This is a genomic window from Salinivibrio sp. VGrn1, from assembly GCF_009377995.1.
GTDB lineage: Bacteria > Pseudomonadota > Gammaproteobacteria > Enterobacterales > Vibrionaceae > Salinivibrio > Salinivibrio siamensis.
In genome coordinates, this window is the sequence record NZ_SATA01000001.1 from 16,109 (window position 1) to 31,028 (window position 14,920).

General features: G+C 52.7%; 12 protein-coding genes and 1 other annotated feature. Of the genes, 6 read left to right on the top strand and 6 right to left on the bottom strand.

Translation table 11 applies throughout. From position 1 onward, the window contains the following. Nucleotides 1–92: 92 nt before the first annotated feature. The 5 genes from trpCF to aroF all read right to left on the bottom strand — a co-directional run bounded on the left by trpCF (nt 93) and on the right by aroF (nt 5,788). Nucleotides 93–1,481, bottom strand: coding sequence for a bifunctional indole-3-glycerol-phosphate synthase TrpC/phosphoribosylanthranilate isomerase TrpF (trpCF, locus tag EHW56_RS00100; RefSeq protein ID WP_152796758.1), 1,389 nt, complete (start codon nt 1,479–1,481; stop codon nt 93–95). Beyond that, entirely contained in the window at nt 1,478–2,482 is a 1,005-nt protein-coding gene (gene trpD, locus EHW56_RS00105) for an anthranilate phosphoribosyltransferase (protein WP_152796794.1), read from the bottom strand. Before trpD ends, trpCF begins: the two co-directional genes overlap by 4 nt. An 80-nt stretch (nt 2,483–2,562) precedes the next feature. Further along, the gene (locus EHW56_RS00110) at nt 2,563–3,177 is read right to left on the bottom strand and encodes an aminodeoxychorismate/anthranilate synthase component II (RefSeq protein ID WP_152796756.1); all 615 of its coding nucleotides are present in this window, start codon (nt 3,175–3,177) and stop codon (nt 2,563–2,565) included. Then, nucleotides 3,174–4,778, bottom strand: coding sequence for an anthranilate synthase component 1 (locus tag EHW56_RS00115; protein WP_172970041.1), 1,605 nt, complete (start codon nt 4,776–4,778; stop codon nt 3,174–3,176). The genes EHW56_RS00110 and EHW56_RS00115 overlap by 4 nt, the downstream gene beginning before the upstream one ends. Continuing rightward, the gene (aroF, locus tag EHW56_RS00120) at nt 4,775–5,788 is read right to left on the bottom strand and encodes a 3-deoxy-7-phosphoheptulonate synthase (protein ID WP_152796754.1); all 1,014 of its coding nucleotides are present in this window, start codon (nt 5,786–5,788) and stop codon (nt 4,775–4,777) included. Before aroF ends, EHW56_RS00115 begins: the two co-directional genes overlap by 4 nt. Before the next feature lie 83 nt (nt 5,789–5,871). After that, nucleotides 5,872–5,966, bottom strand: a sequence feature (Trp leader region). Nucleotides 5,967–6,381: 415 nt separating this feature from the next. Here aroF and EHW56_RS00125 point away from each other — a divergent pair. The 5 genes from EHW56_RS00125 to EHW56_RS00145 all read left to right on the top strand — a co-directional run bounded on the left by EHW56_RS00125 (nt 6,382) and on the right by EHW56_RS00145 (nt 12,657). After that, nucleotides 6,382–7,284 (top strand): PHP domain-containing protein, encoded by a 903-nt coding sequence (locus EHW56_RS00125; protein WP_152796752.1) that lies wholly within the window; start codon nt 6,382–6,384, stop codon nt 7,282–7,284. 106 nt (nt 7,285–7,390) lie between these two features. Beyond that, on the top strand, nt 7,391–8,011 hold the full coding sequence (locus tag EHW56_RS00130; RefSeq protein WP_152796750.1) for an L-threonylcarbamoyladenylate synthase: 621 nt from the start codon (nt 7,391–7,393) through the stop codon (nt 8,009–8,011). A 307-nt stretch (nt 8,012–8,318) separates the two neighbouring features. After that, nucleotides 8,319–9,296, top strand: a complete 978-nt coding sequence (gene rluB / locus EHW56_RS00135; RefSeq protein WP_046073429.1) for a 23S rRNA pseudouridine(2605) synthase RluB — start codon at nt 8,319–8,321, stop codon at nt 9,294–9,296. 209 nt (nt 9,297–9,505) lie between these two features. Beyond that, entirely contained in the window at nt 9,506–10,405 is a 900-nt protein-coding gene (locus EHW56_RS00140; RefSeq protein ID WP_152799833.1) for an AraC family transcriptional regulator, read from the top strand. A 77-nt stretch (nt 10,406–10,482) separates the two neighbouring features. Beyond that, nucleotides 10,483–12,657, top strand: a complete 2,175-nt coding sequence (locus EHW56_RS00145; RefSeq protein WP_227486544.1) for a TonB-dependent siderophore receptor — start codon at nt 10,483–10,485, stop codon at nt 12,655–12,657. Nucleotides 12,658–12,702: 45 nt separating this feature from the next. Here the strand turns inward: EHW56_RS00145 and EHW56_RS00150 are convergent, their stop codons facing one another. Beyond that, nucleotides 12,703–13,446: a YciK family oxidoreductase gene (locus EHW56_RS00150; protein ID WP_077667138.1), complete on the bottom strand. Its 744-nt coding sequence runs from the start codon at nt 13,444–13,446 to the stop codon at nt 12,703–12,705. Between the two features lie 125 nt (nt 13,447–13,571). Here EHW56_RS00150 and sohB point away from each other — a divergent pair, with 125 nt between their 5' ends. Next, nucleotides 13,572–14,624 (top strand): protease SohB, encoded by a 1,053-nt coding sequence (gene sohB / locus EHW56_RS00155; protein WP_152799835.1) that lies wholly within the window; start codon nt 13,572–13,574, stop codon nt 14,622–14,624. Nucleotides 14,625–14,920: the final 296 nt, after the last annotated feature.

A 14,920-nucleotide genomic window follows, 5' to 3' on the forward strand; every position in this document is an offset into this window, starting at 1 on the left:
TTTAACTGGGGGCCGAGATACGTTGACTGTCTTGGCGACATCTATCCTCTCAGCCAAATCAATCATCTCGGCAAATCAACTATCTCGAAAAATCAATAGCGGCGAAGAGCGCGGAACGCCGCTTGTAACTTGTTGGCATCTTTCACGCCGGGCGCATGCTCGACGCCGGAGTTAAAATCCAGCCCGAGGCAGCCCTGTTCAGCCGCTTTGGCCGCATTCTCGGGGGTGAGCCCGCCGGCAATCATGACTTTGTCTTTGGCGGTTTTAGGAATCAGGTGCCAATCAAAGGTTTTACCCGTGCCGCCAGATTGTTGGCCGACTCGACTATCGATAAGGTGGCGGTCAGCATTCACGCCGTCTAAAGCCGGTGCGACATCAGAGACACCGTGCGCTTTCCAAATTTCACAGTGCACAGGGAGCTTTTCGCGCAATGCTTGTAGATACGCTGCGTCTTCATCACCATGCAGTTGCACCGCGTGAAGGCTTAGCTGTTGGGCATAGTCTGCTACGGTGTCCAGCGCATGATTTTGGAACACGCCCACATAGCGCAGCGGCGCGCCTTGCTGTACGCGCTCGGCCACGGCGGGTGTCACCGCGCGCGGGGAGTGCTCAACAAAAATAAGTCCGCCGTAGACAGCGCCAGCGTTATAGGCGGCGAGGGCATCGTCGGCGGTGGTGAGCCCACAGACTTTATTTTCCCCCAAGATCACTTTACGTAGCGCGAGGGTCAGATCAGGTTCTGCCATTAATGCACTGCCAATTAAAAAGCCATCCGCGTGGTGGGCAAGATCGCGCACATGACGATGGCTATGAATACCACTTTCTGAAATCACGATCGCTTTTTCGCCCACTTGTGGTGCTAAACGTTTGGTCCGCTCGCGATCGATGCTTAAATCACGTAAATTCCGGTTGTTAATGCCAATCACCACTGCCCCTAAGGCATTGGCACGCGCGAGCTCGTCTTCGGTGCTCACTTCAGTAAGCACGCCCAGCTTTAGCGACTCGGCTAAATCGGCCAGCTCGCGGTATTCGGCGTCGTCGAGTACTGACAGCATCAATAAGATCGCATCGGCTTGATAATGACGCGCGAGGTAAACCTGATAAGGGTCGATAATAAAATCTTTGCAAAGCACAGGCGCATCGACTTGTGCGCGCACGATCGGCAAGAAGTCAAAACTGCCCTGAAAGTGGTCCTCGTCCGTCAGGACTGAAATGGCCGCGGCAAAGGGTTGGTAGGCACGGGCGATACTGGCTGGATCGAAGTCTTCTCGAATCAACCCTTTTGAAGGCGAGGCTCTTTTGCACTCCAAGATAAACTGTGAGCCCTGTGCAGACAGCGCAGCACGAAAATCGCGATCACTGAGCGTTAGTTGGTCGATAAAGCTATCCAGCGGCTGAGTGCGCTTGCGCGCAGCCACCCAGCGTTTTTTGTCATCGACAATGCGGCCTAAAATGGTGTCGTTGAGGGCTGAGGTGGTCATACTGCGCTCCTTTGTGCTAACGCTTGCATGATGGTGTAAGGCTTGCCCGACGCCATCACGTCCAAGGCCTGTTGTGTGTTTGCTTTCAAATCTTCTTGTCCGAATAAGCGTAGCAATAGTGCCACATTGACGGCCACCGCGGCTTGCTGGGCGTCTGTGCCTTTACCTTGCAAAATCGCGCTAATTACCGCGCGGTTTTGCTCCGGTGTGCCCCCGGCAATGCTGTCCAGCGGGTGTTGGGATACACCAAAGTCGCTGGGTGTCAGGGTGTAATGTTCAATTTGGGTCGGGGTGATTTCTGCCACCGTTGTGGGGCCGTGGATAGCCACTTCATCCAGACCGTCACCATGAACCACGGCCGCACGGGTCATATTGAGGTTTTGCATGGTTTGTGCAATCGGCGCAACTAAGGCTTGGTTATACACGCCCATCAGCTCGATGCTAGGTTTCGCTGGGTTAATTAACGGCCCAAGCAGATTGAAGATGGTGCGGGTTTTCATCGCTTGGCGCACGGGCATCGCGTGTCGTACGCCGGTGTGGTATTGCGGGGCGAATAAAAAGCAAACGCCCAGATTATCCAAGGCCTCGCGGGCGTGGTCGGCAGGCATCGCCAAATCAATGCCAAAGGCGGCGAGTAAATCCGATGAGCCCGATTTGCTCGACACCCCGCGGTTACCGTGTTTGGCCACTTTAACGCCACAGGCGGCGGCGACAAAGGCGGCCGTGGTTGAAATATTAATGGTGTTCGCGCCATCGCCTCCGGTGCCAACGATATCGGCAAACGGATAACTAGGGCGGGGGAAAGGTTCGGCGTTGTCAGTCAGTGCTTTTGCCGCGCCCGCGATTTCTTCAGGCGTTTCCCCTTTAATCTTCAATGCGGTTAACGCAGCCGCTAATCGTGCTGGCTCGAGCTCGCCCTGAATGATCGCACTAAACAGCTGCTCGCTTTGCGCTTGGCTGAGTGACTGTTGTTGGTAAAGCGTCTCTAGTAGTTGATCCATCACTGTACTTAACCTCGGTATTTGTCTGTTCGAGCTCCGTGCTTATCTGGCACGTGTTGTTGTTAGCGCTGATGTTGTTGTTAGCACTGATAGTAGCCACTCGCCCAATCGATGGTGTGGGTGAGCAGGGCGGCGCCTTGTGCGGTCAAAATGGACTCTGGATGGAATTGATAACCGACCACGTAGTCGGTATTGCTCACCACCGCCATTACTTTCTGATCGTCGCCATCAAACACGGTGGCGATGACATCCAAGCTGGCAGGTACCTCAGTCGCCACCAGTGAGTGGTAACGGGCCACGGTGAGTGGGGATGCCAATGGGCCAAATACCGCATGCTGTTGGTGATGCATGGCCGAAGCCTTGCCGTGCATGATGGTGCCAGCACCGGCGACTGTGCCGCCGTAGGCTTCGACGATCGCTTGCTGACCCAGGCAAATCCCCAGCATCGGCACTTGGCCGCGTAGCCTCTCAATCAACGCGGGCATACAGCCGGCATCGGAAGGCGCACCTGGGCCGGGCGAGAGCACCAGTAGCGGCTGGGGCAGGGAGCGAATATGACGAACAATCGCCTCGGCCTCTAAATGATTGCGAAACACCGTGACTGGGTAACCCAGTGCGCGAAATTGATCCACCAAGTTGTAGGTAAAGGAGTCCATGTTATCGAGCAGGACGATGTCCATTAGCGGGGTACTCATGATTGGCCTCCTTGGTGGGCGGTTTGAATCGCGTGGATCACCGCTTGTGCTTTGCCGCGGGTTTCGTCCGCTTCGGCTTGAGGGTCAGAATCAAACACTACACCCGCGCCGGCTTGCACGGTGGCAACGCCGTTTTCAACGTAGGCAGAGCGGATCACAATACAGGTATCCATCTCACCCGAACCGGTAAAATAGCCCACGGCCCCGCCATAACTGCCGCGACGGCACTGTTCGGTGTCACGGATAAGTTGCATCGCGCGAAGCTTGGGCGCACCGGTGAGCGTGCCCATATTCATACAGGCTTGGTACGCATGCAGCGCGTCTAGATCGGGTTTCAGCTGACCCACCACCCGAGAAACTAAATGCATGACGTGGCTGTAGCGGTCGACTTTGAGCAAGTCGGCGACATGGCGGCTGCCGGGCGTGCTAATTCGCGCCACATCGTTGCGGGCCAAATCGACCAGCATCATGTGCTCGGCATTTTCTTTCTCATCATTGCGCAGCTCAAGCTCAATGCGGCTATCCAAGTCGTGATCAATGTCGCCTTGGGCGGTTTTCCCGCGTCGGCGCGTACCCGCGATGGGATAAATCTCAACCTGATTAGTCGCTTGAGTATATTTGAGGGCGCTTTCCGGCGAGGCGCCAAACAAGCTAAATTGGCTATCACGCAGATAAAACATATACGGGCTAGGGTTGCCGCGCTTCAGCGCCCGATAAGCATTGAGCGGCGAGGGACAGGCGAGGGTAAAGCGGCGCGATGGCACCACTTGAAACACATCTCCGGCAATGACGTGCTTTTTCAGCGCGTCAACTTGCTGACAAAAATCTGAATCGGAGACCGAAACCGCAACGCTGTGATCGGTCACTACGGGCGCTTCTGGAAGCGGCGCAGGCGATAAGCAGGCTTCTTTGATGCTTTGTAAACGACGCGATAAATCCACATAGTGAGCGCGGGCGTTATCACCACCAAATAAGGTGCCTTGTAAGCGCGCTTGGCGGTGCTGGTGGTCAATCACCAGTAAGCTTTCCGCGACATAAAACAGGTAGTCGGGGCAGTGCTCTGTGCCGTCCACCGCCGGTAGCGTTTCAGTGCTGGCCACCAAATCATAGGCAAAAAGGCCACCGACAAAGAGCGCATCGTCAGGTTGGTTATCCAACGCGATACTTTGTTTGATAACACGCAGGGCATCAAACACCGACGCTTGGCGCAGACGGGCGTCTTCATCCAACAGCGCGCCATTGTCGTTGGGATGGCGGAACGTCAACGTCAGGGCGGGAAAGTCTCCATCGTCGGCCTGCGCTACCTCACAGGCAAGGGCTTTCAGCGCTGCGCTCTGGGCGATGCTCTCCAGCAAATGACTGCCATTATGGGTGAGCGCTTGTAAGGTCACGCGCTGTCCGCGGCACTCAACGCGCACGGCGGCATCGACCAGCATCAGGCTTTTAAGGTTGCGTTTGGAGTCAATCTCTGCCGACTCCAACAGCATGCTATAAGGCTTATCTTGGCACACGGCGGCATATAACTCAGTCGGGTCGGCGACATAAGGCACCGAGAGTTGGAGCGTATCGAGCTCGCCATGTTGGGGATCATGAGTGTTCACAGCTTTCTCCCTGCCGCTTGCACAAAGGGGGTGAGTTCTTGCATCAGCTGCGCGAACATATCGCCGGTTAATGCTTGGTGGCCGTCTGACAATGCTTCGCTTGGGTTTAAGTGGCTTTCCACAATGATGCCATTCGCGCCCACGGCCGCCGCGGCGCGTGATAGTGGCGTCACCAGCTCTCGCACGCCGGTCCCGTGGCTTGGGTCGACCAACACAGGCAAATGGCTGCGCTGCTTCATCAAGGCCACGGCATTCAAATCCAAGGTGTTACGTGTGGCGGTTTCGTAAGTGCGAATGCCGCGTTCACATAAAATCACATTGGGGTTACCTGCATCGACAATATATTCCGCCGCCAGCAAACATTCTTCGATAGTGGCGGAAAGCCCACGTTTTAACAAGACAGGTTTGCCCGTTTCGCCTACCGCTTTGAGTAAGCCATAGTTTTGCATGTTACGTGCGCCAATTTGCAAACAATCAATGTACTCGCACACGGCGTCGACTTGACTAATTTCCATCACTTCTGACACGGTTGGCATGCCAGTCAGGTCACTGGCTTGTTTGAGCAGTTTTAATCCTTCAACCCCCATGCCTTGGAAATCATAAGGGCTGGTGCGAGGTTTAAAGGCGCCGCCCCGTAACACACGTGCGCCGTGCGTTTTAACGCGCTCCGCCACGGACAATAGTTGTTGTTCGGATTCCACCGAGCAGGGACCTGCCATAACCACGAAGTGTTGACCGCCCACGGGTACATTGCCGATATGCACCACGCTGTCATGCGGCTGTACATCACGGCTCACACGTTTGTACTTGGTTAAAATCGGTTTGACTTCCTCAACCAGCGGATTAGCCTCAAAATGGCATTGTTGCAGCACACGTTCATCACCCAGCGCGCCCAATACAATGCGTTCCACTCCCGGCATATAAAGCGGTTTTAAACCGCATTGCTCGATTTTATTGAGGAGGGCTTTGGCATCCTGCTCGGTGGCTTGGGGCTTAAGTACAATAATCATCAAATATCCTTTTAAACTATGGTTGCCGGTTACCGTGGCTGAATGCGTGGTGGCACGATAACGCGTGATGGCAAAACTGAGAGACAAAAACGCCCGCATCAGTGGCGGGCGTTGTGAATAAGGTAGCTGTTTATACAGCGCGTCACACCGCCCGTGAGGAGCCGTGCCACCAAATAAGCGCAACAGAGGTCATGGATGTCGCCAATACACTCACGGCCTGTTCGGCAGCTGGTGCAGTGTGAATCGAATGTGATCTAGACGCGGCGTTGAAATACATGCTGCGAGACTCCGTTGTGACTGTTACCCTTAGCGCCATATCGCTCCCCGAGACTGAGAAGTGGTGCGCGTTAACTTGTGTACTAGTAAACTGATATTTTGCTTCTGTGTCAACGGGGAAATCGAAAAGAATGCAGAAAAAGTGCGGACTAAACACACGATAAAAAAGAGCAAAGATATTCACCGTGCTCGCGAGCGCTGGTCAACTTGGCGCATTCACATCGACTGAGCCCGCATGGCGCGTACTCAGCCTCAGGCTGATATGGCGCAAACCGACAGTGCCAAGGCGCGAGCACATTAAGGAAACCCGGTACACCATGATCATTGATTTACATAGCCATACCACTGCCTCCGACGGCCGCTTATCGCCAAAAGACTTGGTGCAGCGCGCGGTCGAGCGTCGCGTGGGCGTGTTGGCGATTACCGACCACGACACCACCGCCGGGCTGGTAGAGGCGCAAGCAGAAATCGACCATCAAAACTTGCCCCTTACACTGGTCAATGGCATTGAAATTTCGACCTTGTGGCAGAACTTTGATATCCACATTGTAGGGTTAAATGTCGACCCCCAGCACCCGGCACTAACGGCATTGATTGCCGAACAAGCTGAGCGACGCCAACAACGGGCTGAGCTGATTGCTGAGCGGTTAGAGCGCTCGCACTACACAGGGGCGCTCGCAGGTGCGCGCGAACTGGCTGGCGATGCGCCGCTGACCCGTGCGCATTTTGCGCGCTGGTTGGTCGAGCACGGTCACGCGAAAACCATGCAGGCTTGTTTTAAGCGCTTTTTAACCCGAGGGAACACCGGCTATGCACCACCGAACTGGTGTTCGATTGCAGATGCGGTTGCGGCGATCCATGAGGCCGGTGGGCAGGCGGTGCTTGCTCATCCTGGCCGATACAAGCTCAAAGCCAAGTGGCTGAAACGATTACTGGCTGCGTTTTCTGACGCTAATGGCGATGCTATCGAAGTCGCTCTTCCTCAGCAGTCGCAACAAGAGCGTCGTTTGCTGGCCGATTACGCGCGAGATTATGGATTGTTGGCCTCGCTGGGATCGGATTTTCATTATCCTTCGCCGTGGACAGAGCTGGGCCGTAATTTATGGCTACCCAAAGATAGTCAGCCGGTTTGGCATGACTGGACGTGTTTAGAGGCGGCTGAACAAAACTGGCAATCAGTAAATCAACTAGATAGCGACAAGCCAGACGCGTTACAATAACGAAATACGTTATATTGATAGCGATAAGGATTATCCGGTGCGCAGACCATTCACGCTGGATTTGCGGTGCGCATCCCCATGGGGTCAAGCTACAGCAGGAGGAACCATGAGTCAGTTTTTTTATGTCCACCCAGAGAACCCGCAAGCGCGGCTGATCAAACAAGCGGTGGAAATTGTCCGAAACGGTGGAGTGATCATTTATCCGACCGATTCGGGCTATGCGCTTGGCTGTCAGCTTGAGAACAAACAAGCGTTAGAGCGTATTTGCCGTATTCGCGACCTCGATAAAGATCATAACTTCACCTTGTTGTGTCGCGATCTGTCTGAGTTATCACTGTACGCACGGGTCGATAACGTTGCATTTCGCTTGATTCGTAACAATACACCTGGTGCGTATACGTTTATTTTCAAAGCGACTAAAGAAGTGCCAAAACGTTTGATGAATCCAAAACGGAAAACCATTGGCATTCGTGTTCCAGATAACCAAATCGCTCTGGATTTGCTCGAGGCGCTGGGTGAGCCGCTAATGTCGACCTCACTGATTTTACCGGGTAACGACTTTACCGAATCCGATCCCGAAGCAATTCGCGATCATTTAGAGCACAGTGTGGATTTAATTATGCACGGTGGCGTATTAGGTGAGCACCCCACCACAGTGGTCGATTTCAGTGAAGGCATGCCTGAGGTTCGCCGTCACGGGAGTGGTGATCCCGCCCCGTTTGATTAATGCCTGACTGCGGGTGAACCAACGCATAGTGTCGCGCGTAATTACCCATGCAATGTTCTTGTTCTGATGTTGCGTCAACCTGTGGTTGACCTTCCATTCCCGCCCAGCCACCTTGCTGGGCGTTTTTTTGTCCAGGTGTTTTGCGATTGACTCAGCCACAACAGCTGATATGCCGTGAACGCGTGAAACTGTTTCTCTATCTCTACGCTTATTGGTATCATTAACGGCTGGCTAACTCATTATCGTTAGCTCTTATGCCAATCGTGACAGTGATGACGCCTGTGAAGGCGACAGTAAGGTAAAAAACATGAGCGAAAAATTACAGAAGGTGCTAGCGCGTGCTGGCGTAGGTTCACGCCGCGAAATGGAAGGATACATTCAAGCCGGCCGGGTGAGTGTTAATGGTGCCGTCGCCAAACTGGGTGACCGCCTTGATGATCCCAGTGCATTGGTGCGTGTTGATGGTCATGCGGTGCAGCTTAATGCGCCTTCTGAGTCTGTGTGTCGCGTTCTTGCATACAACAAGCCAGAGGGTGAACTGTGTACGCGAAGCGACCCAGAGGGGCGTCGTACGGTATTCGATCGCTTGCCCAAATTGAAAGATGCGCGCTGGGTAGCGGTTGGCCGTTTGGATGCCAATACCTCAGGCTTAATGCTGTTCACTACCGACGGTGAACTAGCGAATCGTTTGATGCACCCAAGCCGCCAAGTGCAACGTGAGTACATGGTGCGTGTGTTTGGTGACGTGAACGAAGATATGGTGAAAAACCTTGTTCACGGCGTAGAACTAGACGATGGCGTGGCGCGCTTTGAAGATGTCGTTTATGCGGGCGGCGAGGGGATGAATCACACTTTCTATGTGGTGATTACCGAAGGGCGCAACCGTGAAGTGCGTCGTTTGTGGGAAACCCAAGGTGTGACCGTAAGCCGTTTGAAGCGTGTGCGTTACGGCGATATCTATCTTGAAAAAGATCTGCCGCGTGGTGGTTGGCGTGAGATGGATCTGAAAGAAGTGAATTATCTGCGCGAAATGGTAGAGATGAAGCCAGAGTCGCAAACGGTTATCACGCCAGATGATCAAAAGCGTAAAAAGTCGCGCCAGAAGATCCGTCGTGCAGTACGCCGTTACGAAGAGCGTATCGATAGCAATGATAAGCCGAAGAAAACACGTCAGGCTCGTCGGGGTAACGCACCTGCGGCAGGACCGAAAGGCGGAAGCCCGAAAAAGGGCAATCAGCGCTCGGGCGCGCCGCGTGGTAAAGGCAAACCAAGAACGCGTAAGTAAGTCTGCGTGATGTTCGCTATGTTCGCTAAAGCCCGGCCATGTGCCGGGCTTTCTATTTCTGTGTGACGCTCTAACTCGTCGCGCTCACTATAACAGTTGCAGCCTTATTATCCGTCGTATCGGTTGGCCTCTTTTACTTCAGTTATGATAATGATTATTGTTTGTGTTATCTTGGAGTTTATTTACAATTTTGTCGATAAAAGGATGTGATGACAACGGCATTAGCACCAGAGCAAACCGCACGCTTTGATCGTATCGAGCGGGTTCTAGACTTTATCCACGCAAACCTTGACCAACCGCTTTCTGTCAGTGAGTTGGCCGCTCACAGCTGCTGGTCTCGCTGGCAATTGCAGCGCGTGTTCTCGGAACAAACGGGCGTGAGTGTGGCGCATTATGTGCGTGAACTAAAACTTAGCTATGCCGCCAAACAGTTGCTCTCTCGGCCCGATAGAGTGATTGATATCGCGCTGTCGTTTGGGTTTACCTCAGAGGCGAATTTTTCCCGCGCATTTCGTCAGCAGTTCGGGGTGAGTCCTCGTACGTATCGCCAGCGGGGGGTGATGGATGGTATTCGAACACCACTGCATATTACGACACTGGCGACTCCCAATCCGTCTTGGCTGTCGGTGCACATTCAAACGCGATCATCGATCACGCTGGTGGGGCAGACGTCGCCTATATTAGGCTTGTTTGCACCTGAGCCCGATTTTACTGACGTGGTGCCTAAGCTGTGGCGTGATGCGCACGAGGCTGGGTTGATTGATGTTGGTCAGCCAAGCATTGGTGCGATTGATGTGGCCAGCGCTGATACACTTCAAACCCCGTTACCCTACCTCGCCGGTCAGCAGCGAGATGCGCCGTCAAGCCTACCTTTAGCCACGTGGACGGTGCCAGAGGCGACCTATGCGGTGATTACGCATTTGGGGCCCGTGAGTGAACTGCCTAAGACCTTGCATACCTTTATCTATCATTGGTTGCCTGCCTCAGGGTACCGATGCACGGATGGTATCGAGCTTGAAGTCTATCCGCCTGGATATCAACCAGAAGCCGATGACGCGGTAATGACGTACTGGATCCCGCTGGATTGTCACCATCATGCACCAAAATGAACAGTATTCACCATGCACACCTTTAAAATGCGAATGATTCCGGTTTACGTTTAGTTTGCATTGAGAGGAAAATCATCATGGATATGGGTTGTGCACGCGTGCAGCAGGTTGCCAGATGGCGACTGTCCCCGTTAGCGATGGCGGTTATGGGGAGCTTGATGCTGCCATCAGCTTATGCCGAGTCGCAACACGCCGAGATGGAAACCATACAAGTCTTAGGCGACACCTACCGCAATACGGCCACGAAAACAGCACTGGCACCAGAAGAAACGCCTCAAGCGGTCACTGTCATCGACCGAGAGGCCATCGAACAGCGCCAAGCCAGTTCACTAAGCGAAGTGGTGCGCTATACACCGGGTGTAAATACTGAGCTGCGGGGTGGGGCCGTCACGCGACTCGATCTCTTTAATATTCGTGGTTTTATCAACTATCAGAACTTTTTTGATGGTCTCGCGGTACCTTACAACACCTGGAATTTACAGCCACAAATCGATCCGATTGCGATTGAACAAGTGGAAGTGTTCAAAGGGCCGACGTCGGTGTTATACGGGAATATTCCACCGGGTGGGATGGTGAATATGATCGCCAAGACACCGCAACAAGAGGCGGCGCACCGTGTGACGATGAGCACCGACTCTGATGCACTGCGTGAAGTGTCTGTTGACAGTACTGGTGCGATTTCTGACACCCCATTGGCGTACCGGATGGTGGCGCTGGCACGACAAAAAGATGGCCAAGCGGGCGATTCGGAAGAAGAGCGTTATGTCGTCGCCCCATCGCTAGATTGGCGGGTGTCGCCAGATACGTTGGTGAACGTTAATCTTTATTACCAAGCGGATCCGGCGGCGGGCATTTATACCTCATTGCCGGCCAACGGCTCGGTATTGCATAGTGACCAAGGCAGCCTTTCTAGCGATAGCTTTTCCGGTGACAACAACTGGAATACTTATGATCGTGAGTTTCTGATGCTGGGTTACAAGGTGCAGCACCAGCTCTCATCAAACTGGTCGTTACTGCACTCGGCACGCTACACAGATGCTGATTTGCTGCAAAAAAATATGTACATCAATACACGGTTAGTGAATAACGACAACTATCGTCAAAATACGTTTGATGGCCGCCACTACCCGCGTAACGCGTACCTGACAGATGAAACGATCGAATCCTGGGTGGTGGATACTCAGCTTTCTGGCGATGTGCGCTGGGGGGCGGCAGACCATTACACCTTGCTAGGGGTTGATTATCAGACTATGTCCTCGGACGTGGGTTACGATGACACTTACGCTCCCGGTTCAGTGCCGGATATTGATATTTTTGATCCCAATAATAACCAGGTTGCTCCGAGTTCACTCAACTTCATTTATCAAGATCAACATGACATTGAGGTCACGCAGACTGGGATCTACGCCCAAGACCAAATCCTGTGGAACCAATGGGTGTTATTGGCTGGCGCGCGTTACGATGAATATGAGTTAAAGGATGACCAGCAGACACTTTATGCGGGGTCACCGAGTTCCTCTGAGAAAAACATTCGTCACTACAATTTGGCGTTCCGCGCCGGCGCCATGTACCAATTTGATAACGGTATTTCCCCTTATCTGAGTTACTCAGAAAGCTTTGAACCAACCGATATGGATAATCGGGGTAATGTATTCGACCCTTCCACGGGTAAACAATGGGAAACCGGCCTCAAGTACTTGTCACTAGACGGTAGCACGGGCGTTAACGTGGCGTTGTTCGAGCTTAAAAAGCAAGACGCGCTGGTGAATGATCCCAACGACTCATACGCGAAAATTCAAACCGGTGAAATCCGCTCTCGTGGAATAGAGGTTGAGTTTAATCATGCACTTAGCGTAGAGACGGATGTGGCCTTAACTTATGGCTATATTGATATGGAGATCACGGATGATCCTAACCTGGAGGGCAAGACCCCAGTTTGGGTGCCAGAGCAGACTGCCAGTGCGTGGCTGAATCACCAGGTCAGTGCGGGGACACGCGTGAGTTTAGGCGCACGGTATGTGGGTGAGTCACAGGGTAACGCCACCAATACCTTTACGGTGCCCGACTATACGGTGTTTGATACCGCGATTAGTTACGATCTTTCGCAAGCATCACCGTCGCTATCAGGCGCAAAATTGTCCCTATCTGCGACAAACTTGTTTGATAAAACCACTTACAGCTGTTTTGATGAATTGAACTGTTGGTATGGGGACGAACGCAACATCAAAGCCAAACTCAGCATCGATTTTTAAATCGGTTTGCTAAAACGAGCGCCCCCAGCCATGGGGGCGCAATGCTTAGCGCTTAGGTTGTGCATCAATACACTGGCCGTGCTCGCCAATACCTTCTGGTGCCATCAAATACAGGTAAAGTGGCATAATATCGAGAGGCGTTTTGAGCGTGTCAGGGTCTTCTCCTGGGAAAGCGCTCGCGCGCATACTGGTGCGGGTACCGCCTGGGTTGATGGCGTTGACACGGACCTTGGTATCAGACATTTCATCCGCCAGCACTTGCATTATGCCTTCGGTCGCGAACTTAGAAATCGCATAGCTGCCCCAATAAGCACGCCCTTGGTGGCCGACAGTCGATGTGGTAAACACTACGCGAGCATCGTTAGACTTTTTCAATAGTGGCAACAGGGCTTGCGTCATGAGCATGGTGGCTTTGACATTCACCTGCATCACATCGTCATGAGATTTTTCATCAATCTGATCGAACGGGCTCAGCACACCGAGAAGGCCAGCATTATGCAGCACGCCGTCTAAGCGCCCGAACTGCTGTTCAATGGTGTCTGCCATATCCAAATAATGCTGACGCGTGGCACCCAACATATCCAGTGGGATAATCGCAGGCTGTGGCGCGCCCAAAGCATCAATTTCATCGTATACTGCTTCAAGTTTTTTCACGGTGCGGCCGAGAAGGATGACGGTGGCGCCTTTCTCTGCATAGCTAAGCGCGGCTTGGCGACCAATGCCAGCGCCCGCACCGGTCACCAAAATCACACGCCCGTCAAGCGCGTTTGAGCTTACTTGGTAGTCCACGATATAAATCCTTATTTATTGTTAAACGTAGATTATTGTAAGGTTGCGGGTAAGGTGTGACAACCAAGTGCGTGATGTACGGTTAACGGCATTGCCAACATAGCGACAAAAAAGAGGATACAACATTGGATTTCATTGCGGATTATGGGCTTTTTCTGGCAAAAGTCGTCACTTTCTTATTAGCGGCATTTGTATTGGTCGCTTTAGTGCGCGCCGCGAGCGACAAAGGGGGGCAAAAAGGTAGCCTAAAGCTCACTGACTTAACTGAGCGGTTTAAGCATTATCGTCAATCGCTAGAGCAGCACTTGTACAATGAATCGTCGTTAAAAGCGCGAGAGAAAGACGAGAAAAAAGCCAAGAAGAAAGAAGAAAAGGCGCAAAAAGCCGCAGCCAAAAAGCAAAACGAGCCATCGGCTCAACGGGATCCACAATTGTTTGTGATCCACTTTAAAGGCAGCATCGATGCCCGCGAAGTAGAGGCGTTACGAGAAGAAGTCACGGCGATTTTGTCGGTAGCAACCGAACAGGACGAAGTCTTGGTCAACGTCGAGAGTGGCGGCGGTATGGTGCATGGCTACGGCCTAGCGGCGTCTCAGCTGGCACGCTTCCGTCAAGCAGGCGTGCCCTTAATCGTGGCGGTTGATAAAGTGGCCGCAAGCGGCGGGTATATGATGGCATGCGTCGCGGATAAGTTGATTGCAGCGCCGTTTGCGATCATTGGCTCGATTGGGGTGATTGCCCAGCTGCCCAACTTTAACAAGTTGCTTAAGAAGAACGATATTGAATTTGAGCAGCTGACCGCCGGTGAATTTAAGCGCACGCTAACCATGTTTGGTGAAAACACTGACAAAGCGCGCGAGAAGTTCAAAACGGAACTGGAAGAAACCCATGGCCTGTTCAAGGCGTTTATCAGCGAATACCGCCCGTCTCTTAATGTCGATAAGGTTGCCACTGGTGAACACTGGTTTGGTAACCAAGCATTGGATCTGGGATTGATTGATGAGGTCTGTACCAGCGACGAGTATTTGTTCCAGGCGGCGAATAACGAGCGAAAAGTGCTGTCGGTGTCTTACCATCAGCGTAAAAACATTGCTGAAAAGCTTGCTGGCGCATCCGCGGAGGTGGCAGATCGTGTGCTGCTAAAATGGATTAGTCGTGGTCAGCGTCCGTTGGTTTAACTCACTCCCGAGTGCTGCCTGTTAGCGTTGGGCGATAAACAACGGAAGAAAATAGCGGTAACAGGCGCACGATAATGAGCGAAATAGCCATAATAATGTGAGCCAAGCCAAAGATTACCGCATCCATTTAGCTATTTTGCGTGCGGCAATGGTAATGATTAGCGCGTTTTTGCCGGAAACCGGCATTAAGAACAATCGGGATATTACCATCACAATTGCTTAACAATTGTGGAAGGGACGAGCAATCAGCGTGTTTTGCTGCGAATTTAGTTGATATTCGGCTAGACTCGCTCAAT